At 70.9% G+C, this 26,053-nt stretch carries 23 protein-coding genes; 11 read left to right on the plus strand and 12 right to left on the minus strand.

Annotated features, from left to right (window positions below; translation table 11 throughout):
- Window positions 1-109 precede the first annotated feature (109 nt).
- Complete coding sequence (locus tag ABTZ54_RS22150) at window positions 110-2,356, minus strand: transglycosylase domain-containing protein (RefSeq protein ID WP_351665827.1); 2,247 nt, start codon at window positions 2,354-2,356, stop codon at window positions 110-112.
- A gap of 361 nt (window positions 2,357-2,717) precedes the next feature.
- Between ABTZ54_RS22150 and ABTZ54_RS22155 the strand changes: the two genes are divergently transcribed.
- Window positions 2,718-3,062 carry a WhiB family transcriptional regulator gene (locus tag ABTZ54_RS22155; protein ID WP_207926774.1) on the plus strand — a complete coding sequence of 115 codons (345 nt, stop codon included), beginning with the start codon at window positions 2,718-2,720 and terminating at the stop codon, window positions 3,060-3,062.
- A 23-nt stretch (window positions 3,063-3,085) separates the two neighbouring features.
- Here ABTZ54_RS22155 and bagB read toward each other — a convergent pair whose 3' ends face one another.
- The gene (gene bagB, locus ABTZ54_RS22160; RefSeq protein WP_351665830.1) at window positions 3,086-4,384 is read right to left on the minus strand and encodes an ATPase BagB; all 1,299 of its coding nucleotides are present in this window, start codon (window positions 4,382-4,384) and stop codon (window positions 3,086-3,088) included.
- Window positions 4,381-5,343 (minus strand): ATPase BagA, encoded by a 963-nt coding sequence (gene bagA / locus ABTZ54_RS22165; RefSeq protein ID WP_351665832.1) that lies wholly within the window; start codon window positions 5,341-5,343, stop codon window positions 4,381-4,383. Before bagA ends, bagB begins: the two co-directional genes overlap by 4 nt.
- Window positions 5,344-5,499: 156 nt before the next feature.
- Between bagA and sp36 the strand changes: the two genes are divergently transcribed.
- From sp36 to ABTZ54_RS22190, 5 genes are all read left to right on the plus strand, one after another.
- Window positions 5,500-5,655 (plus strand): Sp36 family protein, encoded by a 156-nt coding sequence (gene sp36 / locus ABTZ54_RS22170; RefSeq protein ID WP_128984345.1) that lies wholly within the window; start codon window positions 5,500-5,502, stop codon window positions 5,653-5,655.
- Window positions 5,652-6,122 (plus strand): RidA family protein, encoded by a 471-nt coding sequence (locus tag ABTZ54_RS22175; protein ID WP_351665834.1) that lies wholly within the window; start codon window positions 5,652-5,654, stop codon window positions 6,120-6,122. The genes sp36 and ABTZ54_RS22175 overlap by 4 nt, the downstream gene beginning before the upstream one ends.
- A gap of 121 nt (window positions 6,123-6,243) precedes the next feature.
- Window positions 6,244-7,137 carry an NUDIX hydrolase gene (locus ABTZ54_RS22180; protein ID WP_351665836.1) on the plus strand — a complete coding sequence of 298 codons (894 nt, stop codon included), beginning with the start codon at window positions 6,244-6,246 and terminating at the stop codon, window positions 7,135-7,137.
- Window positions 7,134-7,964, plus strand: coding sequence for an MBL fold metallo-hydrolase (locus ABTZ54_RS22185; RefSeq protein ID WP_351665838.1), 831 nt, complete (start codon window positions 7,134-7,136; stop codon window positions 7,962-7,964). The genes ABTZ54_RS22180 and ABTZ54_RS22185 overlap by 4 nt, the downstream gene beginning before the upstream one ends.
- A gap of 130 nt (window positions 7,965-8,094) precedes the next feature.
- On the plus strand, window positions 8,095-8,979 hold the full coding sequence (locus ABTZ54_RS22190) for a prohibitin family protein (RefSeq protein ID WP_351665840.1): 885 nt from the start codon (window positions 8,095-8,097) through the stop codon (window positions 8,977-8,979).
- A gap of 88 nt (window positions 8,980-9,067) precedes the next feature.
- On the opposite strand, the gene ABTZ54_RS22195 is transcribed toward ABTZ54_RS22190, so the two are convergent.
- Window positions 9,068-9,742 carry a Crp/Fnr family transcriptional regulator gene (locus ABTZ54_RS22195; protein ID WP_046910193.1) on the minus strand — a complete coding sequence of 225 codons (675 nt, stop codon included), beginning with the start codon at window positions 9,740-9,742 and terminating at the stop codon, window positions 9,068-9,070.
- A 189-nt stretch (window positions 9,743-9,931) separates the two neighbouring features.
- Between ABTZ54_RS22195 and nth the strand changes: the two genes are divergently transcribed.
- The 3 genes from nth to ABTZ54_RS22210 all read left to right on the plus strand — a co-directional run bounded on the left by nth (window position 9,932) and on the right by ABTZ54_RS22210 (window position 12,945).
- Window positions 9,932-10,918, plus strand: coding sequence for an endonuclease III (nth, locus tag ABTZ54_RS22200; RefSeq protein WP_502997293.1), 987 nt, complete (start codon window positions 9,932-9,934; stop codon window positions 10,916-10,918).
- 80 nt (window positions 10,919-10,998) lie between these two features.
- Window positions 10,999-11,697 (plus strand): NUDIX hydrolase, encoded by a 699-nt coding sequence (locus ABTZ54_RS22205; protein WP_351665845.1) that lies wholly within the window; start codon window positions 10,999-11,001, stop codon window positions 11,695-11,697.
- Between the two features lie 48 nt (window positions 11,698-11,745).
- Entirely contained in the window at window positions 11,746-12,945 is a 1,200-nt protein-coding gene (locus tag ABTZ54_RS22210; protein ID WP_351665847.1) for a MarP family serine protease, read from the plus strand.
- 5 nt (window positions 12,946-12,950) lie between these two features.
- Here the strand turns inward: ABTZ54_RS22210 and ABTZ54_RS22215 are convergent, their stop codons facing one another.
- From ABTZ54_RS22215 to ABTZ54_RS22240, 6 genes are all read right to left on the minus strand, one after another.
- Window positions 12,951-13,139 (minus strand): hypothetical protein, encoded by a 189-nt coding sequence (locus ABTZ54_RS22215; protein ID WP_351665849.1) that lies wholly within the window; start codon window positions 13,137-13,139, stop codon window positions 12,951-12,953.
- A 99-nt stretch (window positions 13,140-13,238) separates the two neighbouring features.
- The gene (locus ABTZ54_RS22220; protein WP_351665851.1) at window positions 13,239-14,207 is read right to left on the minus strand and encodes an alpha/beta fold hydrolase; all 969 of its coding nucleotides are present in this window, start codon (window positions 14,205-14,207) and stop codon (window positions 13,239-13,241) included.
- Window positions 14,204-14,668 carry a phage holin family protein gene (locus ABTZ54_RS22225; RefSeq protein WP_351665853.1) on the minus strand — a complete coding sequence of 155 codons (465 nt, stop codon included), beginning with the start codon at window positions 14,666-14,668 and terminating at the stop codon, window positions 14,204-14,206. The genes ABTZ54_RS22220 and ABTZ54_RS22225 overlap by 4 nt, the downstream gene beginning before the upstream one ends.
- 38 nt (window positions 14,669-14,706) lie before the next feature.
- Window positions 14,707-16,110, minus strand: a complete 1,404-nt coding sequence (gene nhaA / locus ABTZ54_RS22230; protein WP_351665855.1) for a Na+/H+ antiporter NhaA — start codon at window positions 16,108-16,110, stop codon at window positions 14,707-14,709.
- Between the two features lie 288 nt (window positions 16,111-16,398).
- The gene (gene acs / locus ABTZ54_RS22235; RefSeq protein WP_351665857.1) at window positions 16,399-18,405 is read right to left on the minus strand and encodes an acetate--CoA ligase; all 2,007 of its coding nucleotides are present in this window, start codon (window positions 18,403-18,405) and stop codon (window positions 16,399-16,401) included.
- Between the two features lie 144 nt (window positions 18,406-18,549).
- Window positions 18,550-21,015 (minus strand): SulP family inorganic anion transporter, encoded by a 2,466-nt coding sequence (locus ABTZ54_RS22240; protein WP_351665859.1) that lies wholly within the window; start codon window positions 21,013-21,015, stop codon window positions 18,550-18,552.
- 298 nt (window positions 21,016-21,313) lie between these two features.
- Between ABTZ54_RS22240 and ABTZ54_RS22245 the strand changes: the two genes are divergently transcribed.
- The gene (locus ABTZ54_RS22245) at window positions 21,314-22,618 is read left to right on the plus strand and encodes a polysaccharide deacetylase family protein (RefSeq protein ID WP_351665861.1); all 1,305 of its coding nucleotides are present in this window, start codon (window positions 21,314-21,316) and stop codon (window positions 22,616-22,618) included.
- On the opposite strand, the gene ABTZ54_RS22250 is transcribed toward ABTZ54_RS22245, so the two are convergent.
- Window positions 22,596-23,582 carry an ATP-binding protein gene (locus ABTZ54_RS22250; RefSeq protein ID WP_351665863.1) on the minus strand — a complete coding sequence of 329 codons (987 nt, stop codon included), beginning with the start codon at window positions 23,580-23,582 and terminating at the stop codon, window positions 22,596-22,598. The two genes, ABTZ54_RS22245 and ABTZ54_RS22250, sit on opposite strands and share 23 nt — an antisense overlap.
- Before the next feature lie 102 nt (window positions 23,583-23,684).
- On the opposite strand from ABTZ54_RS22250, the gene ABTZ54_RS22255 reads away from it, so the two are divergent.
- A complete protein-coding gene (locus ABTZ54_RS22255) occupies window positions 23,685-24,503 on the plus strand; it encodes a Fic family protein (RefSeq protein WP_351665865.1) in 819 nt (272 codons plus the stop codon).
- Between the two features lie 313 nt (window positions 24,504-24,816).
- Here ABTZ54_RS22255 and ABTZ54_RS22260 read toward each other — a convergent pair whose 3' ends face one another.
- Window positions 24,817-25,716: an HAD family hydrolase gene (locus ABTZ54_RS22260; protein ID WP_351665867.1), complete on the minus strand. Its 900-nt coding sequence runs from the start codon at window positions 25,714-25,716 to the stop codon at window positions 24,817-24,819.
- Window positions 25,717-26,053: the final 337 nt, after the last annotated feature.

The raw sequence follows: 26,053 nt of genomic DNA on the forward strand, positions 1-26,053 counted from the left end.
TCAAGCTGTGGTCGCTGCGCTCGACCGGCTGGTCGCTGCTGCTCGGCGCGCTGTCGGTGATCGCGTTCAACGCGGTTCTCACACCTGGGCCTCGGCCCGGATAGCGCCGCTATCCGTTACGACCGCCGCCGTTCCCATTGCCGCCGCGCCCGTTCGTACCGCCGATCAGGTCCGGCGGGAGCGTGATGCCGCCCGGCAGGGTGGTGCCGCCGGGGCGCTGGTCGCCCGGCTTGTTGTCGTCGCCGGGGCGCTTGTTCTTGTCCTTCTCCTTGTCCTCCGGCTGGGCGCCGCGAGGCACGGTGATCGGGACGAAGCCCGGCGTCTCGGAGGCGTCGAGCGCCCCGGTCATCGCGATCTTCCAGATCGGGCCCGGGAGGCAGCCGCCGCAGACCTTGTCGTAGTACTGGCCGCCGATGGTGATGTCGTACATCGAGGTCTTCTCGCCGACGTCGTCACCGACCCACACCGCCGTGGACAGGTTCGGCGTGTAGCCGACGAACCAGGCGTCCTTGCGGTCGTTGGTCGTACCCGTCTTGCCCGCGTTGTCGCGGTCGCTCAGACCGGCCCGGGTACCCGTGCCGTCCTCGACGACGCCCTTGAGCATCTGGTTGACGGTGTCCGCGGTCTTCTCGGTCATCGCCCGCGAGCACGCGGTCTGCGGGACCTTCAGCTTCGTGCCGTTGGCCGTCGTGATCGACTCGATGGCGACGGGCGTGCAGTACGTGCCGCGGTTGGCGAAGGTCGCGTACACCGCCGCCATGTCGAGCGGGGTGGACTCCTGGCCGCCGAGGGTGATCGAGGGGAGCTCCTTCAGCGACTTGCCGAGCTCCTTCTCGTACCCCATCTTCTTCGCCATCTGGACCGTCTCGCAGAGGCCGGTCATCTGCTCCAGCTGCGCGAAGTACGTGTTGATGGACTTGCCGAGCGCGCTGGTCATGTCCCAGCTGCCGGCCTCGGACTGCATCTCGTTCTGCAGGTCCCAGTTGCCGCCGCCCGACGGGCCGCCCTTGCAGGTGGTGTACGAGCTCATCGGCACCGAGATCTTCCACGGCGTCGCGAACGACTGCGCCGGGCTCAGCCCCTTCTCCAGGGCCGCCGCGGCCGTGATCGGCTTGAAGGTCGAACCGACCTGGAAGCCGTACGTCGTGCCGCCCATCTTCTTGCCGACGGCGAGGTTGAGCGTCGTCTGGTGCAGCTTCTGGTCGAGGCCGTACGGGCGGGACTGACCCATCGAAAGGATCTTGCCGCTGTTGGGCTGGACCTGGACCACCGACGCGGCGACCTTGTCGTCCTTGTCGATCTTGGCGACGGCGGCCTCGTTGGCGGCGGCCTGGGCGCGCGGGTCGAGCGTGGTGCGGATGGTGAGGCCACCCAGGTTCCACAGCTTCTGGCGCTCCTCGGCGGTCTTGCCGAAGACCGGGTCGTTGAGGATCGTCTTGCGGACGTAGTCGCAGAAGAAGCCGGCGCCGTCCACGGCGGTGATGCAGCCGTTCTTCGGCGTCTTCACCTTCAGCTTGATCGGGGTGGCCTTCGCCTTGTCGGCCTCCGCCTGGCTGACGTCCTTCACGTCGGCCATGCGCTGGAGGACGATGTTGCGCCGCTTGGTCGCCTCCTGGATGTCGTTGACCGGGTCGTAGCGGCTCGGCGACTGCACGAGGCCGGCCATCATGGCGGACTCGGCGAGCGTCAGGTTCGCGGCCGGCTTCGAGAAGTAGCGCTGCGAGGCGGCCTCGATGCCGTACGCCTGCTGCCCGAAGAACGTGATGTTGAGGTAGTTCTCCAGGATCTTCTTCTTGCCGAGCTCCTCCTCGACCTGGATCGCGAACTTCAGCTCGCGCACCTTGCGGCCCATGGTCTGCTGGGTGGCCTGCGCGACCTTCTCGGGGTCGTCGCCCGCCTCCTCGACGAAGACGTTCTTCACGTACTGCTGGGTCAGCGTGGACGCACCCTGCGACACGCCGCCCGACTGCGCGTTGCGGTTGATCGCGCGCAGCACGCCCTTGAGGTCGATCGCGCCGTGCTCGTAGAAGCGCGAGTCCTCGATCGCGACGATCGCCTTCTGCATGTACGGCGAGATCTTCTCGATCGGTACGACCTTGCGGTCCCGCGAGTACACGGTGGCGATGTGGCCGCCCTGTGAGTCAAGGATGTTGGTGCGCTGACTCAGCGGCGGCGTCTTCAGGTTGGACGGGATCTCGTCGAATCCCTCGACCGTGCCCTTGGCCGCCAGTCCGAGCGCTCCGGCCGCGGGCAGGGCGATGCCCGCCAGCACGGCTCCGGAGAGCACACTGACACCGAGGAACTTGGCGGCCTGCTGGGTCCCGGTCAGACCTCCGCCCGAGCGCTTCTTTGCCATGGGGGCAGCCTACGTTCTCATTCGCCGGACACACGTATATGCCTTGGCCTAAGCTGCTCTCAACTGTCACAGCAGTGTGGTCTCGCATCAAGACCCGTGCGTGACGTCGGCGTGAAATTCCGTGTACCCGAAACGCGGGAAGTTCATGCCTGAATTCGGCCCATGTCCGGTAGGGGTGTTATGTCCCTCGATCACTCCCCTGGGTGATCTGACGCGTACGCATAGTCCGTTCGGACCATTCAAGATTGGGCCCGAAGGGGGTGTTGCGCTGTGCCCACCTTCCGTAACGTCCCAACTGGCAGCGGTGAATATGCCGCTACCGCCGTGGGGGAGCCTCGATTCGGGAGAGGACGGCGCCGGTATGGGCTGGGTAGCTGACTGGAGTGCGCAGGCGGCCTGCCGCACTACCGATCCGGATGAACTTTTCGTGCAGGGAGCGGCGCAGAACAGGGCAAAGGCGGTGTGCACCGGATGCCCGGTGCGGACCGAATGCCTCGCCGACGCCCTCGACAACCGTGTGGAATTCGGCGTGTGGGGCGGCATGACGGAGCGCGAGCGCCGCGCCCTGCTGCGCCGCCGGCCGACGGTCACCTCGTGGCGCCGGCTCCTGGAGACCGCGCGCACGGAGTACGAGCGCGGCGCGGGCCTGCTGCCCGTCGCCATGGACGACGACGCGACGTACGAGACCTACGCGGCGGCCGGCTAGACCGGACGCCCTGGGGCCTGCCGCTACGACGGCATGCGACCCATCGTCAGACGGTCACCGATGGCCCGCAGACCGGCGAGGTCGTGCACATCGCCGGGCAGAGCGGCCACTTCGGCGACCGCCACCTCGGGGTGGAGCGCGGTGAAGCGATCCCGCGTGCGCTGTTCGCGCGCGAGCACCTGCATCCGCTCGGCGTGGAGACGGAGCAGTCCTGCGGTGAGCTGTTGGACATCCGTGTCCGCTTCGGCTGTGGGGGCAGCCTCGGACATGGGGGGTACGGCGGCGGTCTCGGGCGAGGTGGCTCGGGGGCCACGCCCAGCAGTCTTCCCGCCTCCCTGATCCACAATGCGCCCCTCGTCAAGATTTTCCGCGGCGGCCCGCGCCCGCTCGGCCGACAGCCGGGCGGCGCCGCTGGCGTGGACGCGGTTGATGACGAGACCGGCCAGCGGCATCTCCTCCGCGGCCAGCCGCTCCACGAAGTACGCCGCCTCGCGTAGCGCGTCCCGCTCGGGGGTCGCGACCACGAGGAAGGCCGTCCCGGGCGCCTGGAGCAGCCGGTACGTGGCGTCCGCGCGGGTGCGGAAACCGCCGAACATCGTGTCCATCGCGGCCACGAAGGTCTGCACGTCCTTCAGGAACTGACCGCCGAGCAGCTTCCCCAGGGTCCCCGTCATCATCGACATGCCGACGTTGAGGAACTTCATCCCGGCCCGGCCGCCGACCTTCGCCGGAGCCATCAACAACTTGATGAACTTGCCGTCCAGGAACGAACCGAGCCGCTTCGGCGCGTCCAGGAAGTCCAGCGCCGACCGGGACGGCGGCGTGTCGACCACGATCAGGTCCCACTCGTCCCTGGCCCGCAGCTGCCCCAGCTTCTCCATCGCCATGTACTCCTGCGTACCGGCGAAACCGGCCGACAGGGACTGGTAGAAGGGGTTCTCCAGGATCGCCCGGGCCCGGTCGGCGTCCGCGTGCGCCTCGACGATCTCGTCGAAGGTCCGCTTCATGTCGAGCATCATCGCGTGCAGCTCACCGCCGTCGGAGCCCTTGATGCCCTCCACCTTGCGCGGCACGTTGTCCAGCGAGTCGATGCCCATCGACTGGGCCAGCCGGCGCGCCGGGTCGATGGTGAGCACCACGACCCGCCGGCCGCGCTCCGCCGCCCGCACGCCGAGCGCCGCCGCGGTCGTCGTCTTGCCGACGCCGCCCGCGCCGCAGCACACGATGATGCGGGTGGCCGGGTCGTCGATCAGCGGGTCGAGCTCCAGGACGGGGACCGCGTCGAGACCGTTCGACGCCGCGGCCTTCTGCGTCTCCGTCACGCGCCCACCCCTTGCCTCCGCAGTTCCTTCGCCAGCCGGTAGAGACCGGCGATGTCCGCCCCGTCCCCCAGGAAGGGGAGTTCGTACGTCGGCACCCCGATGCCGTCCAGCACCTCGCGCTGGGCCCGCTCCAGCTCCACCCGCTGGGCGTGCTCCGCGGCCTGGTCGAGCAGCGGCTCGACCAGCGTCGTCCCGCCCTGGACGCCGGCCGCCGCCAGGGTGGCGGCGATGGCGGCGCGGTGGTCGCCGGAGGCGGCCCGTACCGCCGCCTCGTCGAGGACGTGCGGGCGGACCATGTTCACGACGGCGCGGCCCACCGGCAGTTCGGCCGCGCGCAGCTCCGCGATGCCGTCCGCGGTCTCCTGGACGGGCATCTCCTCCAGGAGCGTCACCAGGTGCACGGCCGTGTCCGGGGACTTCAGGAAGCGCATGACCGCCTGGGCCTGGTTGTGTATCGGGCCGATCCGGGCGAGCCCCGCCACCTCATCGTTCACATTGAGGAAGCGGGTGATGCGGCCGGTCGGCGGGGCGTCCATGACCACGTAGTCGTAGCTGAAGCCGCCCTGCTTCTCGCGGCGGCGCACCGCCTCGCAGGCCTTCCCGGTGAGCAGCACGTCCCGGACGCCCGGGGCTATGGTCGTCGCGAAGTCGATCGCGCCCAGCTTCTTCAGCGCCCGCCCCGCGCCGCCCAGTTTGTAGAACATCTGGAGGTAGTCGAGGAGGGCCCGCTCGGCGTCGATGGCCAGGGCGAACACCTCGCCGCCGCCCGGCGCGACGGCGATCTTGCGCTCCTCGTACGGCAGCGGCTCCGTCTCGAAGATCTGCGCGATGCCCTGTCTGCCCTCGACCTCCACGAGAAGGGTGCGCTTGCCCTCGGTCGCGAGGGCGAGCGCGAGTGCGGCGGCGACCGTGGTCTTACCGGTACCGCCCTTGCCGCTGACGACCTGGAGCCTGCTCACGCCTTCGAGCCTAACCACTGCCGGCCCGGCCCAATCAGAGGGCCGCCCCGGAGAAGACCCCCACCCGTCCCCGACCCGACCCCGAGGGGCCTTCCCGGGTCCCGTCGGGGGGCCGCCGCGGCGGGACCGCCCTCCGGCAGCGGCTACAGTCGGCTCATGACCAAGTGGGAGTACGCGACTGTGCCGCTGCTGGTGCACGCGACGAAGCAGATTCTGGACACCTGGGGCGAGGACGGCTGGGAGCTCGTCCAGGTCGTGCCCGGGCCGAACCCCGAGCAGCTCGTGGCCTACCTGAAGCGGGCCAAGTCGTGAGCGGGGCCGTCGAGGCGAAGCTGGCCGAGCTGGGCCTGACGCTGCCGGAGGTCGTGCCGCCGCTGGCCGCCTACCAGCCGGCCGTGCAGTCCGGCGTGTACGTCTACACCTCGGGCCAGCTCCCGATGGTGGCGGGCAAGCTGCCGGTCACCGGCAAGGTCGGCGCCGAGGTCACGGCCGAGGAGGCCAAGGAGCTCGCGGCCACCTGCGCGCTGAACGCGCTCGCGGCCGTGAAGTCGGTCGCCGGTGACCTCGACCGCGTCAAGCGCGTCGTGAAGGTCGTCGGCTTCGTCGCCTCCGCCGCCGACTTCACCGGCCAGCCCGGTGTCATCAACGGAGCCAGCGAGCTGCTCGGCGCCGTCCTCGGCGAGAAGGGCGTGCACGCGCGCAGCGCCGTCGGCGTCGCGGTGCTGCCGCTGGACGCGCCGGTCGAGGTCGAGGTCCAGGTCGAGCTCGTCCAGGACTGACGCCCCCCACGCATCCCGCCCGCGCCCGCGGGCGTTCGAAGAGCCGGTTCTCCACAGGTGGTTATCCACAGGCGGAGGATCGGCTCTCGTGCATTTCGATGCTTGCGCATAGCATCCGGCCATGTCGAATGGTCAGTCGCATGGTCATCAGTCGAATGGTCAGTGGTACCCGCCGGAATGGCCCGACCGGATCCGCGCCCTCGCCGCCGGTGAGCTGGTCCCCGCCACACCCCGGCGGGCCGCCACCGTGCTCCTCCTGAAGGACGGCGCCGAGGGCCCCTCCGTGCACATGCTGCGGCGGCGCGCCTCCATGGCCTTCGCGGGCGGGGCGTACGCGTATCCCGGCGGCGGCGTCGACCCCCGCGACGAGCACCCCGTGCGCTGGGCCGGACCCTCCCGCGAGGAGTGGGCGGACCGGCTCGGCCTCAGCGACCCCGCGCAGGCCCAGGCCGTCGTCTGCGCCGCCGTGCGCGAGACGTACGAGGAGGCGGGCGTGCTGCTCGCCGGGGAGACGCCGGACAGCGTGGTCGGCGACACGACCGGGGACGCCTGGGAGAAGGACCGGGCGGCGCTGGTCGCCCGCGAGCTCTCCTTCGCCGACTTCCTCGACCGGCGCGGGCTCGTGCTGCGCTCCGACCTCCTCGGCGCCTGGGCCCGCTGGATCACGCCCGAGTTCGAGCCCCGGCGCTACGACACCTGGTTCTTCGTGGCCGCCCTCCCGGAAGGCCAGCGCACCCGCAACGCGTCGACCGAGGCGGACCGCACCGTCTGGATCCGCCCGGCGGACGCGGCGGCCGGCTACGACCGGGGCGAGCTGACGATGATGCCGCCGACCATCTCGACCCTGCGCGGCCTGGAGCGGTTCGGCACGGCGGGCGAGGCGCTCGCGGCGGCCGGGGCCCAGGATCTGACGCCGGTCCTCGCGCAGGCGCGCCTGGACGGCGACGAGCTGGTCCTGAGCTGGCCGGGGCACGACGAGTTCACCAAGCACATCCCGGCGGGCGGTGGCTCGTGAGCGCCGCCGCCGACCTGCCCGGGCAGCCGCGCGGCGCCGTCGTCTCCGGTCCCGCGACCGCCCGCGCGGTGAACGTCCTCGCGCCGAACGCCTCGGCGATGACCCTGGACGGCACCAACACCTGGATCGTCGCCGAGCCGGACTCCGACCTCGCCGTCGTCATCGACCCCGGCCCGCTCGACGAGGGGCACCTGCGGCGGGTGGTGGAGACCGCCGAGAGGATGGGCAAGCGGATCGGGCTCACCCTGCTCACCCACGGGCACCCGGACCACGCCGAGGGCGCCGCGCGCTTCGCCGAGCTGACCCGGAGCGCGGTGCGGGCGCTCGACCCCGCGCTGCGGCTCGGCGACGAGGGCCTCGCCGAGGGCGACGTGATCACGACCGGCGGACTCGAACTGCGGGTCGTGCCGACGCCCGGCCACACCTCCGACTCGCTCTGCTTCCACCTCCCGGCCGACGGGGCGGTCCTGACGGGGGACACCGTCCTGGGGCGCGGCACGACGATGGTGGCCCACCCGGACGGGCGGCTCGGGGAGTACCTGGACTCGCTGCGGCGGCTGCGCTCCCTCACCATCGACGACGGGGTGCACACGGTCCTGCCGGGGCACGGCCCGGTCCTGGAGGACGCCCAGGGGGCCGTGGAGTTCTATCTCGCGCACCGGGCGAGCCGGCTCGCGCAGGTGGAGGCGGCCGTCGAGGGCGGCGCCCGGACGGCCCCGGAGATCGTCGCCACGGTGTACGCGGCGGTGGACTGCTCCCTGTGGCCGGCCGCCGAGCTGTCCGTACGGGCGCAGCTGGACTATCTGAAGGAGCGCGGGCTGATCTGATCCCGGGTCGCGGATCCCGGATCCCGGATTCCGGCGGGGAACGGGATCCGCGACGGCCCCGCAACCGGGCGGCTTCGGCGCATGTCTTACGCTCCGTTTAGATCTGGCCTTAGCTCCTGGGGGGAAGCCCGTGTTCGTCCTCGCCATCCTGTTGGTGATAACCGCGGTGGTGCTCTACATCATCGGCCGCGTGAACGACTCCAACGGCCTCAAGCTGGGCGGCCTCGGCGCGCTCATCGCCGGGCTGTTCTCGGTGATCGTGAGCATGACGTACGTGATCAGCGCGTACGAGGTCGGCGTCCCGGTCGCCTTCGGCAAGGTGGGTTCGCCGATGTCGTCCGGCATGCACGTGAAGTCGCCGTTCACCGATGTCACGACCTTCTCCACGCGGCCGGTGGACCTCAACCTCTCCGACAAGGACGTGGTCGAGGTCCGCTCCTCGCAGGGCGGCGTGATGTACGCCGAGGTCACCGTGAAGTGGGCGGTGCACCCCTCCAAGGCGGTCGAGCTCTACAAGCTGGCCGGCAGCGAGGACGCGATCCAGCAGCGTCTCGTCTACCCGGACAGCCGCGAGATCGTCCGCAACGTCTTCGCCCGCTACACGAGCGAGCAGGGGTACGCCTCCGACCGCGAGAAGATCAACGCGGAGCTCGCCCGCCTCATCAAGGAGCGCCTCGCCCCGCGCGGCATCGACGTCACCACGGTCAACCTGCGCAACGTGAAGCCCTCGAACGCCCTCCAGGGCCAGATCGACCGCAAGATTCAGCAGCAGCAGGCCACCGAGCGGGCCCTTGAGGCCGCCCGTACGGCGAAGGCGGAGTCCGACCGGCGCCGCATCGAGGCCGAGGGCATCGCCCGCGCCAACAAGATCCTCAACGACTCGCTGACCGACAAGGTCCTCATGAACCAGTGCATCGACGCCTACCGGGAGGCCTCGGCCAAGAACCCGGTCTACGCGGTGCCCTGCGGCGCGGGCGCCTCGAACCCGCTGATCGTGGACGGCACGAAGCGCTAGGACCCGTACGCCGCACGCAGGCATACGAAGAGGGGGCCGCCCGGTCGAACCGGGCGGCCCCCTCCCGCGTACGGGTGCGCTGCCGCGACTAGCGCGAGCGCTTCGCGAGGCGCTCGACGTCCAGCAGGATCACGGCGCGGGCCTCCAGGCGCAGCCAGCCGCGCTGGGCGAAGTCGGCGAGCGCCTTGTTGACCGTCTCGCGGGAGGCGCCGACCAGCTGGGCCAGCTCCTCCTGGGTGAGGTCGTGGACGACGTGGATGCCCTCCTCCGACTGCACGCCGAAGCGGCGCGACAGGTCGAGGAGCGCGCGGGCGACACGACCCGGCACGTCGGAGAAGACCAGGTCGGACATCTGGTCGTTGGTCTTGCGCAGCCGGCGGGCGACCGCGCGCAGCAGGGCGCTGGCCACCTCGGGGCGGGCGTTCAGCCAGGGCTGGAGGTCGCCGTGGCCGAGGCCGAGCAGCTTGACCTCGGTGAGCGCGGTCGCGGTGGCGGTGCGCGGGCCCGGGTCGAACAGGGACAGCTCTCCGATGAGCTCGCCGGGGCCGAGGACCGCCAGCATGTTCTCGCGCCCGTCCGGCGACGTGCGGTGCAGCTTCACCTTGCCCTCGGTGACCACGTAGAGCCGGTCGCCCGGGTCGCCCTCGTGGAACAGCGCATCGCCACGGGCGAGGGTCGCCTCACTCATCGAGGCGCGCAGCTCGGCGGCCTGCTCGTCGTCGAGCGCCGCGAACAGCGGGGCGCGTCGCAGAACGTCGTCCACGTGTTCTCTCCTATGTCGACCTCAGTGCGATCAATCACAACAAGTTTGACTCACCGGACGGCCTTTCCGTACGTCAGGGGCCCGATTGGGTCGTGATCGGGACCGCACGGGGCGGATGTCGGTGGCGACGCCTAGGCTGGCCGGGTGTCCAACTCGCCGGTGAGAGCACAGGCCAAGGGGGCTGGAAGAGTGCGGGACGAAGGTAATTCCGCTGTGGGCGAACACGGCGTGTCGAAACAGACGAAAGCGACGAAACGCGCACCGGCGGAGCGGTCCGGAGCGACGGAGTCCACGGTGAAGAAGGCGGCTGTGAAGAAGGCAGCCGTGAAGAAGACGGCGACCGTGAAGAAGACGGCGGCGACCAAGGCCACGGCGGCCAAGGTCACCGTGAAGAAGGCCGCGGCCAAGCCCGAGTCACACCTGGCCATGGTGCGAAGAGCCAGGAAGATCAACCGGGAGCTGGCCGAGGTCTACCCGTACGCCCATCCGGAGCTCGACTTCCGCAACCCCTTCGAGCTCCTGGTCGCCACGGTCATGTCGGCCCAGACCACCGACCTGCGGGTCAACCAGACCACCCCGGCGCTCTTCGCGAAGTACCCGACCCCCGAGGACCTGGCCGCCGCCGTCCCCGAGGAGGTCGAGGAGCTGATCCGGCCGACCGGGTTCTTCCGCGCCAAGACCAAGTCGATCATGGGCCTGGCCGCCGCCCTCCGCGACGACTTCGGGGGCGAGGTCCCCGGCCGCCTGGAGGACCTGGTCAAGCTGCCCGGCGTCGGCCGCAAGACCGCCTTCGTCGTCCTCGGCAACGCCTTCGGGGTCCCCGGCATCACCGTCGACACCCACTTCATGCGGCTCGCCCGCCGCTGGAAGTGGACCGAGCAGGAGGACCCGGTGAAGATCGAGGCGGAAGTCGCCGAGATCTTCCCGAAGAGCGAGTGGACGATGCTCTCGCACCGGGTGATCTTCCACGGCCGCCGCATCTGCCACGCCCGCAAGCCCGCCTGCGGCGCCTGCCCGATCACCCACCTCTGCCCCGCGTACGGGGAGGGCGAGACGGACCCCGAGAAGGCGAGGAAGCTGCTGAAGTACGAGAAGGGCGGCTTCCCGGGCCAACGGCTCAACCCGCCCCCGGACTACCCCGGCCGCCCGGCCCCGCCACTGGGCGCGAGCTCGTGACCGCCCGGCCGCCCGCCCGGGGCGGCCGCCCCGGGGAACGAACCCACACTCCGATCGCGTTGTGAACCACGGGGGTGCCTATGACGCGCACTGGTGAAGAGATCCACGGCACGGGCGGGCTGATCAGCGGCGAGGGCCTGCCCGACTGGCTGGCGCCGGTCGAGCGGGCCGCGCGCACGGTGGCGCCCGAGCAGCTGAGCCGCTTCCTGCCGCCCGAGAACGGCGCGGGCCGGCAGTCCGCGGTGCTCATCCTCTTCGGCGAGGGCGAGCACGGCCCCGAGCTGCTGCTCATGGAGCGCGCCGGCACCCTCCGCTCGCACGCCGGGCAGCCCTCCTTCCCGGGCGGCGCCCTCGACCCCGAGGACGGCGACCCCGCCGACGGCGGCCTGCTGCGCGCCGCGCTGCGCGAGGCGCGGGAGGAGACCGGACTCGACCCCTCCGGCGTCCAGCTCTTCGCCGTGCTGCCCCGGCTCTACATCCCGGTGAGCGGCTTCGTGGTCACCCCCGTGCTCGGCTGGTGGCGCACCCCCAGCCCGGTCGGGGCCGTGGACCCCGCCGAGACCGCCCGGGTCTTCACCGTCCCCGTGGCGGATCTCACGGATCCCGCGAACCGCGCGACCTCGCTCCACCCGAGCGGCCACTCGGGCCCGGCCTTCCTCGTCGAATCGGCTCTGGTCTGGGGTTTCACCGCCGGAGTGATCGACCGGATCCTGCACTACTCGGGCTGGGAGCGCCCCTGGGACCGGTCCAAGCAGGTCCCGCTCGACTGGCGCTCATGACAGGCTGACCCCCGGTCGACCGAAGACGAATCTGCGAGGCTATTGACGGTGAACGTGCTGGACATCATCTTGCTGCTCGCCGCCGTGTGGTTCGCGATCATCGGTTACCGCCAGGGATTCGTGGTCGGCATCCTGTCGGTGATCGGGTTCCTCGGCGGCGGTCTCGTCGCCGTCCTGCTGCTCCCGGTCGCCTGGAACGCGCTGACCGACCACAGTCAGGTCACCACCACCGCGACCGTGATCTTCGTGGTCGTGGTCATCGTCTGCGCCTCCGTCGGCCAGGCCTTCACCACCCACCTCGGCAACAAGCTGCGCCGGCACATCACCTGGTCGCCGATGCGCGCCCTGGACGCCACCGGCGGCGCGCTGGTCAACGTGGTGGCGATGCTGCTCGTGGCCTGGCTGCTCGGCTCCGCGCTCGCCCGCACCGCGATGCCCACGGTGGGCAAGGAGGTGCGCAACTCCCGGGTGCTGCTCGGGGTGGAGCGGTTGATGCCCGATCAGGCGTCGACCTGGTTCACGAACTTCACCTCGACCCTGGCCCAGAACGGCTTCCCGCAGGTCTTCAGCCCGTTCGCGAACGAGCCCATCACCGAGGTCCGGCCGCCCGACCCGGCGCTCGCCGGCAGCCCGGTCGCCGCCCGCGCGCAGCGCTCGATCGTCAAGGTCGTCGGCACCGCCCCGAGCTGCGGCAAGGTCCTCGAAGGCACCGGCTTCGTCTTCGCCGACCGCCGGGTCATGACCAACGCCCATGTCGTCGGCGGGGTCGACGAGCCGACCGTGCAGATAGGCGGCGAGGGCAAGCTCTACGACGCCAAGGTCGTGCTCTACGACTGGAAGCGCGACATCGCCGTGCTCGACGTGCCCGCCCTCGACGCCAAGCCGCTCAGCTTCACCGGCGAGGACGCCCACAGCGGCGACGGCGCCATCGTGGCCGGCTTCCCGGAGAACGGCTCCTACGACGTGCGTTCGGCCCGCGTCCGCGGCCGGATCAGCGCCAAGGGCCCCGACATCTACCACCGCGGCGAGGTGCGCAGGGACGTGTACTCGCTGTACGCGACGGTCCGTCAGGGCAACTCCGGCGGCCCGCTGCTCACCCCGGAGGGCGAGGTGTACGGCGTGATCTTCGCCCGCTCCCTCGACGACGCCGACACCGGCTACGCGCTGACCGTCGACGAGATCAAGGACGACATCGCCCGGGGCCGCGCCGCCAACCAGCAGGTCGACACCCAGGGATGCGCCCTCTAGGCGCCCTAGGTACGGGGGTGGCGGAGCCGGGCCGAGACCCAGCGGGCCCTGCGCCTGAGGATGCGCGAGATGCCCACGTCCCGCGCGGGGTGCGCGTGGCCGTGCTCTCGCGTGCCGCCCCCCTCCGGGGCCTGGGGGCCGCCGATCGAGCGGCGGTCGCGTGCGGTGTCACCGTAGTCGTGCGTCCAGCCCATACCGGGACGTCTGCCCGGGGCCCAAGGTCGGTAACCGCCCGGGGGCCCGCCAATTGGCGTATGCGCGGGGCACATGGCAGTTCGAGGAACACCCGGGCGTCAGCGGTCCGGCTCGGGGTCCTTCAGCCAGTTGACGAGCTCCGTGGAGAACGCCGCCGGGTCCTCCTCGTGGGGGAAGTGCCCGAGGCCGTCGAAGAGCCGCCAGCGGTACGGCGCCTCCACATACTGCCCGGAACCGGCCGCGCTACGCGTCCGCATCACCGGGTCGAGCGAGCCGTGCAGATGCAGCGTGGGCACCCGCACGGGCCGCTTCATGCGCCGGTTGAACTGCACCCCGTCAGGGCGGGCCAGGGAGCGCACCATCCAGCGGTACGGCTCGATCGAGCAGTGCGCCGTCGACGGGATGCGCATCGCCCGCCGGTAGACCTCGATCGCCTCGTCGTCCGCCGCCGAGCGGGGGTGCGGCCCGGACCAGTCCTCGATCAGACGCCCCACCAGAGCGGCGTCGTCCGCGACGAGCTGACGCTCCGGCAGCCACGGGCGCTGGAAGCCCCACACATGGGACCCGGCACGTGTCTGCCCGAAGTCGGAGAGCATCGCCGAGCGCCAGCGGCGCGGGTGCGGCATCGAGGACACCACGAGCCGGCGCACCAGCTTCGGCCGCATCACGGCCGCCGTCCAGGCGAGATAGCCGCCCAGGTCGTGGCCGACGAGCGCCGCGTCGGGCTCGCCGAGCGAGCGGATCACGCCGGTGATGTCGAGGGCCAGGTTGGCCGGGTCGTAACCCCGCGGCGTACGGTCGCTGCCGCCGACGCCCCGCAGGTCCATCGCCACGGCCCGGAAACCGGCCTCGGCGAGCACGGGCAGCTGGTGGCGCCAGGTCCACCAGAACTGCGGGAATCCGTGCAGCAACAGCACCAGCGGGCCGTCACCCATCTCGGCGATGTGGAAACGGGCGCCGTTGGCCGCCACGTCGCGGTGGGTCCACGGTCCCTCGATCCGCACCGGACCTCCGGTGCCGGGCCCGTTTCCGGTGCCGCTGCCGTTGCTGCTCTCAGGGACGGTCATGCAGACGAGCGTGCCACAACCGCGGCCTTGTCCCGCGCCGCGGCGTCGACGGCGCGGGGGTGCGGCTTGACGTTCTGGATGACCGCCGCGGTCTGCTTGGCGGAGGCGATGGACTTCTCCGGCGGCTTCATCTTGCGGAACTTCGCGTACGCCACGAGCCCGAGCAGCGTGGCGAGCAGCACGTTCGCCGCGAAGGAGAGCAGGAAGCAGACCGAGATGTGCCAGTGGCTCCAGGCCTGGATCCCGTACGCGAGCGCGAAGCTCAGCAGCGGCAGCGAGAAGAGCAGCACGACGACGGCCACCAGGCCGGCCACGCTGCCCATGGCGCCGCGCTTGACGTCCTGCTTGATCTCCGCCTTGGCCAGGGCGATCTCGTCGTGCACCAGGGCGGACATCTCGGCGGTCGCCGAGGCGACCAGTTGACCGAGGCTGCGCTCGGCTCCGTCGAACGGGTCGCTCATCGCGGCTCCCTCTTCTCCTGTAACGGTCCGACCTCAGATCATGCCGGACGGTCGGCCTCGTCGCGCGATGCCCCCGCCAGTTGGGCGCGCTGCCGGTGTTCGGCGGCCTTCTTCTCGTAGATCTCCGCCATCCGCAGATGGAACTCGGGGTTGTGCTCCTCGTACATGTCCGGGATGCCGTCGTGGTCCTCGTCGCGCTCCTCGTCCGCGATCAGCGTCTGGTACTTGCGGACCCGCAGCTTCAGCAGCACGGAGGCGATCACGGCGGCTATCAAGGAGCCGACCAGGACGGCGGCCTTCACCTCCTTCATCAGCGCGGGGTCGTCCTCGAAGGCCAGCTCGCCGATGAGCAGCGAGACGGTGAAGCCGATGCCGGCGAGGGAGGCGACGGCGAAGACGTCCGGCCAGGCCAGCTCGGGGTTGAGCTCCGCTTTGGTGAAGCGGGCGGCGAGCCAGGTGCCGCCGAAGATGCCGAGGGCCTTGCCGACGACGAGACCGAGGAGCACGCCGAGGGTGACGGGCTGGGTGAAGACGTCGCGCAGGGCGCCGCCGGAGATCGTGACGCCGGCCGAGAACAGGGCGAACAGCGGCACGGCGAGGCCTGCGGAGATCGGCCGGACAAGGTGCTCGATGTGCTCTCCGGGGGAGTGCTCCTCGCCTTCCTTTGTGGTGCAGCGCAGCATGAGGCCCATGGCGACACCGGCGATGGTGGCGTGGACGCCGCTGTTGTACATCAGGCCCCAGATGACCAGGGCGAGCGGGACGTAGACGTACCAGCCGCGGACGCCCTTGCGCAGCAGCAGCCAGAAGACGACGAGCCCGGCGAAGGCGCCGCCGAGGGCGGCGAAGTTCAGCTCGTCGGTGAAGAAGACCGCGATGATCAGGATGGCGAACAGGTCGTCGACGACGGCGAGGGTGAGCAGGAAGGCGCGCAGCGCCGAGGGCAGCGAGGTGCCGATCACGGCGAGGACGGCGAGCGCGAAGGCGATGTCCGTGGCGGTGGGCACCGCCCAGCCGTCGAAGCTGCCGTTGCCGACCACGTTGACCAGCGTGTAGACCAGCGCGGGCACGGCCATACCGCAGATGGCGGCGATCACGGGGAGCGCGGCGGCCTTGGGGTCGCGCAGCTCGCCCGCGACGAGCTCGCGCTTGAGCTCGATGCCGGCGACGAAGAAGAAGATCGCGAGCAGACCGTCGGCGGCCCAGTGCTGGATCGACAGGTTGAGCCCGAGGGCGGCCGGGCCTATGTGGAAGTCGCTGATGGTCTCGTAGCTGGCCTTCAGCGGTGTGTTGGCCCAGATGAGCGCGGCGATGGCGGCGAGCAGCAGCAGCACGCCACCGACGGTCTCGGTGCGCAGCGCGTCGGCGATGTAGGTGCGCTCGGGGAGCGACAGCCGGCCGAGCAATTTGCGGTCGGTGGTGGTGGGCTCGGGCGCGGGCACGATGAGAACCTCCGGTCGGTGGGCAGGACGAAGCACATGCCGACCAGACTTCCCGGCGCACCTAGGTTTTCTTGTCGCGTCACTGACGCGATCCTTACTTTACCTAACGACGCGCGGTGGTGTCCGGCGATCTTCACTTTAGGTGCATAACCGGACGCGGGCATGTGAGCATCCGGATCTGTGGACAACCGCTTCGTCCCGCTCTCCAGGCCCCTTCCGGCCTGTGGACAACGCGAAGGCGCCCGCCCCGTGTGATACGGGGCGGGCGCCTTGGGGCGTTGCCGGGGCTCAGTCCTCGCTGGAGGCGGCCGGCAGCTTGGTCTGGATGAGGTCCATGACCGAGGAGTCCGTCAGGGTGGTGACGTCGCCCAGCTCGCGGTTCTCGGCGACGTCCCGCAGCAGACGGCGCATGATCTTGCCGGAGCGGGTCTTCGGCAGCTCGGCCACCGGCAGCACCCGCTTCGGCTTGGCGATCGGGCCGAGGGTCTTGCCGACGTGGTTGCGCAGGTCGGCGACGAGGGCGTCGTCCTCGCTCGCCGTACCGCGCAGGATCACGAAGGCGACGATGGCCTGGCCGGTCGTCTCGTCGGCGGCGCCGACCACGGCGGCCTCGGCGACGGCCGGGTGGGAGACCAGCGCGGACTCGACCTCGGTGGTCGAGATGTTGTGGCCCGAGACGAGCATGACGTCGTCGACCCGGCCGAGCAGCCAGATGTCGCCGTCCTCGTCCTTCTTCGCGCCGTCGCCCGCGAAGTACTTGCCCTCGAAGCGGGACCAGTAGGTGTCGATGAACCGCTGGTCGTCGCCCCAGATGGTGCGGAGCATCGACGGCCACGGCTCGGTGAGGACCAGGTAGCCGCCGCCCCCGTTCGGGACCTCGTTGGCCTCGTCGTCGACGACGGTGGCGGAGATGCCGGGGAGCGCGCGCTGGGCGGAGCCGGGCTTGGTCTCCGTGACGCCGGGCAGCGGCGCGATCATCATCGCGCCGGTCTCGGTCTGCCACCAGGTGTCCACGATCGGGCAGTTGTCGGCACCGATCTGCTTGCGGTACCACATCCACGCCTCGGGGTTGATCGGCTCGCCGACGGAGCCGAGGACGCGCAGCGACGACAGGTCGTACTTGGCGGGGATGTCGTCTCCCCACTTCATGAACATCCGGATCGCGGTCGGCGCCGTGTAGAAGATGCTGACCTTGTACTTCTGGATGATCTCCCAGAAGCGCCCCTGGTGCGGGGTGTCCGGGGTGCCCTCGTACATGACCTGGGTGGCTCCGTTGGCCAGCGGGCCGTACACGATGTACGAGTGGCCGGTGACCCAGCCGATGTCGGCCGTGCACCAGTAGACGTCGGTCTCCGGCTTGAGGTCGAAGACGGCGTGGTGGGTGTACGCGGCCTGGGTGAGGTAGCCGCCGGAGGTGTGCAGGATGCCCTTCGGCTTACCGGTCGTGCCGGAGGTGTAGAGGATGAAGAGCGGGTGCTCCGCCTCGAAGGCCTCCGGGGTGTGCTCGGCGGACTGGCGGGCGACGATGTCGTCCCACCAGACGTCCCGGCCCTCGGTGAAGGCGGTCTCCTGGCCGGTGCGGCGGACCACGAGGACGTGCTCGACCTGCGGGCAGCGGGCGACGGCCTCGTCGATGGCCGGCTTGAGCGCGGAGGGCTTGCCGCGGCGGTAGCCGCCGTCGGCGGTGACGACCAGCTTGGCGTCGGCGTCCTGGATGCGGGAGGCGACGGCGTCGGCCGAGAAGCCGCCGAAGACGACCGAGTGGGCGGCGCCGATGCGGGCGCAGGCCAGCATGGTGACGGCCGCCTCGGGGATCATCGGCAGGTAGACGGCGACCCGGTCGCCCTTGCGGACGCCCAGCTCGGTCAGGGCGTTGGCGGCCCTGGAGACCTCGTCCTTCAGCTCGGCGTAGGTGATGGACCGGCTGTCGCCGGGCTCGCCCTCGAAGTGGATGGCGACACGGTCGCCGTTGCCGGCCTCGACATGGCGGTCGACGCAGTTGTACGCGACGTTGAGCTCGCCGTCGGCGAACCACTTGGCGAACGGCGGATTCGACCAGTCGAGGGTCTCGGTCGGCTCGGTGGCCCAGGAGAGCCGCTTGGCCTGCTCGGCCCAGAAGCCCAGCCTGTCCGCCTTGGCCTGCTCGTAGGCCTCCGCCGTCACGTTGGCGTCCGCGGCCAGTGCGGCCGGCGGCGCGAAGCGGCGCTCTTCCTTGAGCAGATTGGCCAAGGATTCGTTGCTCACGACATCTCCCTTTCCCAGGGCGTCCCTATGTGCCTGTGTGTCCCGAGTCATAGCTCATCAGGCGGATGCCCGGGTGACAAGAGCATCCGGGCAATTGGTTTAGACCTGTGAGGCGATACGCGGAGATGGCCCCCGCTCCCCCGAGCGGAGGAGAGCGGGGGCCACCCACTTTCACGCAGGAACGGAACGAATGGTTCAGGACGCGCGGGCGGCCTCCAGCGGACCCGCCTCCGAAGCGGCCCCCGGCGGCACCTGGTTGAACACGTCGTCGTAGCTGTGCACCTCGTCCGTGCCGGCCAGCAGATACGCCTGGGCCTCGCCCACGTGGAAGTACATCCCGTGCAGGGTCAGCGTCCCGTCGGCGAGCCGCCGCGCCACCGGCTCGTACGCCCGCAGATGCTCCAACTGCTGGACCACGTTGGTCAGGCACAGCTGCTCGACCGCGTCGGCCGGCAGCCGCCCGGAGATCCGCGCCCAGGCGTGCCGGCGGCTCGCCATCCGCTCCAGGCTCGGCCGGCCGTGCCGCAGCCAACGGCGCAGCGGGCTCGGCGGATCGTCGGCGCGGCTGTTCAGCAGCGCCTGCATCGCGCCGCAGCCGGAGTGGCCGCAGACCGTGATCGACTCGACCCGCAGCACCTCCACCGCGTACTCGATCGCCGCCGCCACGGAGTCGTCCCCGCTCTCCTCGCCCGGCAGCGGCACCAGGTTGCCCACATTGCGCACGGTGAACAGGTCGCCCGGGCCGCTGGAGGTGATCATGCTGGTGACCAGGCGGGAGTCGGCGCAGGTCAGGAAGAGCTGCGAGGGGCGCTGGCCCTCCCGGGCCAGCCGGGCCAGCTCGTCCCGGACCAGCGGGGCCGTGTTCCGCTGGAACGCGCCGATGCCGCTGGCCAGTCGCCGCCCCGTGGTGCCGCCGGTCTCGTCGTCCGGCGGCTGCTCCCCGCACTGGTGGTTGCGCCAGGGCGTCCAGGGGTGGCAGCAGGAGTGGCCGGTCACCGCGTGCGAGCCGGAGCCCTTGGTGTGGGGCGCGTCGGCCGCCTCGGCACCGGGGCCCGTGGCGGACCGGCCGGGCGGCGCCGGCTCGGCGATCCGGCCGCCACCGGGGCCGGTCGTCTCCACCGTGCCGCCGTGGGCGAGATGGGCCGACTGCCAGTCGTGCAGCGTCTCGAACGCCGCGTGGTCCATGAACGAGCCGTCCAGCTCCACCACCGCGTCGGCGCCCGGCGGGATCTGGTGCAGGGCCCGGCTCAGCCGCGGCACGGCGAGGAAGGTCAACTGGCCCCGGATACGGACCACCTGGCGCCCGTCCCGCTCCTCCCGGGTGATCCTGGTCCGGGCGAGACGGTGCATGGCGACGGCGACCGCCACCGCGATGCCGAGCGCCACGCCTTCGAGGATGCCGACGAAGACGACTCCGGCCACCGTCACCACGTACACCAGGACTTCACGGTGACGGGTGACCGTGCGGATGTGCGTGATGCTGACCATCTGGACGCCGACGACCATCACCAGCGCCGCGAGCGCGGGCAGCGGGATGAGGTCGAGGACGGGGGCGAGCAGCAGGGCGGCGAACACGATCCACAGGCCGTGCAGTATCGAGGAGTTGCGGCTGACCGCGCCCGCCGACACGTTCGCCACGCTGCGGACCGCGACCCCGGCGACCGGCAGGCCGCCGAGCGCGCCCGAGACCATGTTCGCCGCGCCCTGGCCCGCGAGTTCGCGGTCGAGGCGGGAGCGCGGGGCGGTGGTGCCGGTGCCGGTGGCGCGCTTCGCCGCCAGCTTGTCGACGGCGACCGCGGACAGCAGCGACTGCACGCTGGTGACCAGCGTGACGGTGAGCACTCCGGCCGCGATCCCGAGCACCGGGCCCTCCGGCAGACCGGGCAGCGCGTGGCTGCTCCAGGACGGCAGGTCGACCCGGGGCACGCCGAGTCCGGTGAGCGAGGCGACCGCCGTGGCGGCGGCCACCGCGGCGAGCGCGGCGGGCACCGTGCGCAGGATCCGTCCCGTACGGCCGGGCAGACGGGGCCAGACCAGCAGCAGCGTGACGGTGAGACCGCTGACGACGAGCGCGGCGGCGGACGCGTCCGCCAGCTGGGAGGGCAGGCCCAGGGCGTTGTCCACGGTGGAGCTCTGGGGGGTGCCGCCGAGCACGATGTGCAGTTGCGCGAGGGCGATGGTGACGCCGATGCCCGCGAGCATCCCGTGCACGATGGCGGGGGAGACGGCGAGCGCGGACCGGGCCACCCGCAGGGCGGCGAGGCCGAGTTGGGCGAGTCCGGCGAGGACGGTGATGGCGCAGGTGGTGCGCCAGCCGTAGCGCTGGATCAGCTCGGCGGTGACCACGGTCAGACCGGCGGCGGGTCCGCTGACCTGGAGCGGGGAGCCGCCGAGGCGGCCGGCGACGATGCCGCCGACGGCGGCGGCCACCAGGCCTGCCTGGAGCGGCGCCCCGGTGGCGAGGGCGATGCCGAGGGAGAGCGGCAGGGCGATGAGGAAGACGGCGATCGAGGCGGACACGTCCGCGCCCGCGACGCGGAAACGACGGGGCGGTCCGTCCGGCGGTCCGTCCGGCGGGCCGTGCGGCCCCCGGACGCGGGGCCTGGCGGTCGAGGCGGTGGTCGAGGTGGTGGTCGTACGGGCAGGGGGGCAGAGGGTCATGTTCCCGTCTCCTCCGGGGGCAGCGCGGTCGCGGCTCGTGCGGGGTGCAGCGGCGGGGACACCGAGTGGAACCGAGGGGCGCATAGGGGCACCGTGGGGCATCGGATCACACTCAGTAAATGAATGGTAATGGAGAGTAAAGACTCCGGCATTATTTTCAGGGCAAACAGGGCAATGAATCACTGGATCTAGTGACAGAACGTAGTAACGCCGCTTGTCGTTGACGCTCCTCGGCCGCTCTGGTGCGACGTTGACGCCGCTTGTACGGAAATCCGAGGATCCGAGGAGAGGTGGGCGGATGACAGCCGCCGGGAGAAGAGACCCTGTCCGTACGCCCAGGAGGACGCTCGCCGTCGGCGCCCTCGCCGTCGCCCTGACCGCCGGTCTCGCCGGCTGTTCGGGCTCCGGCGACGCGGCCCATCAGGGCGGGCCGGCCGGTCCGGGCGCCAAGAAGGTGCCGGCCGCGGCCCCGCAGAGTGCGACGCGGCTGATCGGCGACGGCTCCACCGCCTTCACCGGCAACCAGCCGAACCAGCCGGTGTGGCAGCGGCTGAAGCCGGGTCAGGCGCCGCCGCAGTTCGTGGTGTTCTCCTGGGACGGCGCCGGCGAGGACAGCCAGAAGCTCTTCTCCCACTTCCGCAAGGTGGGCAAGCGGTACGGCGCGGCGATGACGTACTTCCTCAGCGGCGTGTACCTCCTGCCGGAGTCCAAGCGCGAGCTGTACGACCCGCCGCAGCACTCCCCGGGCCGCTCCGACATCGGCTTCAACGACGTCCAGGGCATCCGCGACACCGTGCGCGAGCTGCGCGGGGCGTGGGAGGAGGGCAACGAGGTCGGCACCCACTTCAACGGGCACTTCTGCGGCGCGGACGGGGGCGTGGGCACCTGGTCGGTCGAGGAGTGGAAGAGCGAGATCAACCAGGCCAAGTCCTTCGTCAAGAACTGGAAGACGAACGCCGGACTGAAGGGCGAGAAGCCGCTCCCGTTCGACTACGACAAGGAGCTCGTCGGCGCCCGCACCCCCTGCCTGGAGGGGCGCAAGAACTTCGTGCAGGCGGCGGCGCAGATGGGCTTCCGCTATGACACCAGCGGCGTCAACGACCAGATCTGGCCCAAGAAGGACACGGGCCTGTGGGATCTGTCGATGCAGCTCGTGCCGGTCCCGGGCCGCGCCTTCCAGACGCTCTCGATGGACTACAACTTCCTCGTGAACCAGTCCGGCACGACCCAGGGCGACCCGTCCCAGCACGAGTTCTGGGGCAACCAGATGCGGGACGGCCTCGTGCAGGCCTTCGAGCGCTCGTACCGGGGCAACCGCGCGCCGCTGATCATCGGCAACCACTTCGAGTCCTGGAACGGCGGCACGTACATGCGCGCCATCGAGGACACGATCTCCACGGTCTGTGTGCAGAAGGACGTCAAGTGCGTCTCCTTCCGCCAGCTCGCCGACTGGCTCGACGCCCAGGACCCGGACGTCGTCGCCAAGATGCGCACCCTGAAGGTGGGCGAGGCCCCGCCGGCCGGCTGGCAGGCCTTCCTGGCCCCCCAGCCGGCCGCCCCCGCGGGCGCCCCGGCGCCGGTCAAGCCGGCTGCACGGCACTGAGCCCTTCCGCGAGTACGAACCCGGGGTCGACCTGCGCCGCCAGGTCGGCCCCTGTCTTGGCGTTGCCCCAGCTCTCCGCGTTCTTCAGGTGGAAGTGCACCATCTGGCGCGTGTAGCGCTCCCAGTCGCGGTGGGCGTACGAGTCGTCCGCCGCGTTCTGGAGAGCCTGCAGGGCCATGCGGTTGTTGGCCTCCAGGAGCTCGAAGCGGGGCGGGCGGCCCTTCTCCATGGAGCGGACCCAGTCGGAGTGGCCGACCGTCACCAGCAGGTCGTCGCCGACCTCGGCGCGCAGGAACTCCACGTCGTCCGCGCCCTGCACCTTGTTGCCGATCACCCGGAGCGCGACGCCGAAGTCCCGTGCGTACTCCTTGTACTGGCGGTAGACGGAGACGCCCTTGCGGGTCGGCTCGGCGACCAGGAAGGTCATGTCGAAGCGGGTGAACATCCCCGAGGCGAACGAGTCCGAGCCCGCGGTCATGTCGACGACCACGTACTCGTCGGCCCCGTCCACCAGGTGGTTCAGGCACAGCTCCACGGCGCCGACCTTCGAGTGGTAGCAGGCCACACCGAGGTCCGACTCCGTGAACGGACCCGTGGCCATCAGCCGGATCCCGCCGTCGTCGAGCGTCACGGAGCGGGCGCAGGCCTCGTAGACGGGGTTCTCCTCGCGGACCCGCAGCAGCCGCGAGCCCTCCCCGGGAGGGGTGGTCTTGATCATGGTGTCGGAGGAGGTGATCCGCGGGTTGGAGCCCCGCAGATACTCCTTGATCAGCGGCAGGTGCGCGCCCATCGCGGGCAGCGCGGCGGCCTCCTCGTCGGAGAGGCCGAGCGCCGCTCCGAGATGCTGGTTGATGTCGGCGTCCACCGCGACGACCGGGGCCCCGGCGGCGGCGAGGTGTCGGATGAAGAGCGAGGACAGCGTGGTCTTGCCGCTGCCGCCCTTCCCCACGAAAGCGATCTTCATGTTCACCTAGGGTAGTGGCTCGCTTGCGCCCCGTGGTCGAAGTGCGTGAAGAAGACCACTCCAAGGTGGGGCGGCGCCCCGGGGCGCGTAGCCTCCCTACTTATGAGTACGCACGCCTCTGACCCCCTGGCCGCCCTCGGCTCCCTGCCGGGCGTCGCCGACTCGGTGGACTCCGTACGCAAGGCCGTCGACCGGGTCTACGGCCACCGTGTGATGCGCCGCCGCAGCAACGAGATCACCTCCGAGGCGGCCCTGCGCGGCGCGCGCGGCTCGGCCGCCCTCGCGGGTGCCGACTGGGCCCTGGAGGAGGTCCGCCGCAGGACCGACTTCCGCGGCGACGAGGAGGCCCGCACGGTCGGCGCCGCCCTGCGGCTCGGCGCCGAGAGCGGACAGCTCCTGTCCATCTGGCGCCAGTCCCCGCTGCGGGTGCTCGCCCGGCTGCACCTCGTCGCCGAGGGCGACCCGCGCGACACGACGGGCCGGCCGCGCCAGGCGGGAGAGGTGGTCGACGAACCGCTGATCGAGGCGCCGCTGCCGGACCCGGCCGAGGTCTCGGGCCGGCTGGACGGCCTCGCGGACCTGATCATCGCGGGCGGCGAAGCCCCGGCCCTGGTCACGGCGGCCGTGGTGCACGGCGAGCTGCTGGCCCTGCGTCCCTTCACCTCGCGCAACGGCCTGATCGCGCGGGCCGCCGAGCGGATCGTGCTGATCGGCAGTGGGCTCGACCCGAAGTCGATCTGCCCGGCCGAGGTCGGCCACGCGGAGCTGGGACGAGCGGCCTACGTCGCCGCCTTCGAGGGGTATCTGTCCGGCACCCCGGAGGGTGTGGGCGCCTGGATCGCGCACTGCGGGCGCGCGGTGGAGCTGGGGGTCCGGGAGTCGACGGCCGTCTGCGAGGCGCTGCAGCGCGGCGCGGCCTGAACGGTCCGCTCCGGCCCGGGACATGGGTTGCGGCGGTACCAAGGAGCGGTACCGCCGCTGGCACGTCTACCCAGTTACCAAGCGTCCTCGATATGTGCCCATCAGGCGGGGAACTTTGCCCGTCGCCTGGTGCGGCTGGCCCTTAATCGAAGGGTCGACGTCGCGTGGGTGCCAGGTTTCCGTACTCAGGTCCGTGGGGCCGTGATGCTCAACAGGTGATCCTCTCGGATGTCCTAGGTCTCGCGGGCCTGATTCCTTTCTACTCCTGTCCGGGAGGAAGCGAAAGTCCTGGCTCCGCTTCTTTGCTTTCGTCTCAAATCCGGGCAAAGCGATCGGCAAGTGCGGCTGCCTTGGCGGCCTTGGCGGCACCGGCCGCCTGAGCGAGTGCGGCCTGTCTGCGGCGGCTGGCGTACCAGACGAGGCCGGCGGTGGCGGCGGCCGCTCCCACGGCCGCCGCGGCGACCAGGGCCGGGCGGGGCGGCAGGCGGAACTCGGGCAGCCGCTGCTTGAGCCGGACCGGCTTGTCGAAGACGAGCACCGGCCAGTCCCGGGCGGTCGCCTCGCGCCGCAGGGTCCGGTCGGGATTCACGGCGTACGGGTGGCCGACCGACTCCAGCATCGGCAGGTCGGTCGCCGAGTCGCTGTAGGCGTAGCAGCGCGCGAGGTCGTAGCCCTCGGACTCCGCGAGCTCCCGGACCGCGTCGGCCTTGGTCGGGCCGTAGGCGTAGTACTCCACCTCGCCGGTGAAGCAGCCGTCCTCGCCGACGACCATCCGGGTGGCGACCACCCGGTCGGCGCCCAGCATCTCGCCGATCGGCTCGACCACCTCGGCGCCCGAGGTCGAGACGATCACGACATCGCGCCCGGCGGCGTGGTGGCCCTCGATGAGCGAGGCCGCCTCGTCGTAGATGATCGGGTCGATCAGATCGTGCAGGGTCTCGGCGACGAGCTCCTTCACCTGTGCGACGTTCCAGCCTTTGCAGAGCGCGGAAAGGTATTCGCGCATCCGCTCCATCTGGTCGTGGTCGGCTCCGCCCACCAGGAACACGAACTGGATGTACGCCGTCCGCAGCGCGGCCCGGCGACTGATCAGTCCGCCCCGGTAGAAGGACTTGCTGAAGGTCAGCGTCGAGGACTTCGCAATGACCGTCTTGTCCAGGTCAAAGAAGGCGGCCGCGCGCGGCATCGAGTGGTTTTCCACGAGCCCGAGCATAGGTGCCCGCCATTCGGCGTACGCTGGGGCGCGTGGGTTTGCCTGAGAAGGCTCTCGGGTACACCATGGAAGTCACGGATCGTTCGCGACCGTGCTAACCCGGACCGGCTCCTCCCCCCCCGAGTCGGCCGGAGAGACGACCCCCGCTCTCCCCCCCGGCGGGGGTCGTCGCATGTCCGGACACGTTTTCGTCCGATGTTCCACTACTTCCGCACCTCCCCTCGGCCTGTGTCCCGGCGAGGGCCGGGCGGGCATGCGCACCCTCATTTCGCTACTCAGCGTAGTCGCCGCGCTGCGCTCCGGGCAGTCCCGGTTCGGGTGGCGAAGTTATTCACAA

It is taken from the genome of Streptomyces sp. NPDC094032 (assembly GCF_040303965.1).
Classification (GTDB): domain Bacteria; phylum Actinomycetota; class Actinomycetes; order Streptomycetales; family Streptomycetaceae; genus Streptomyces.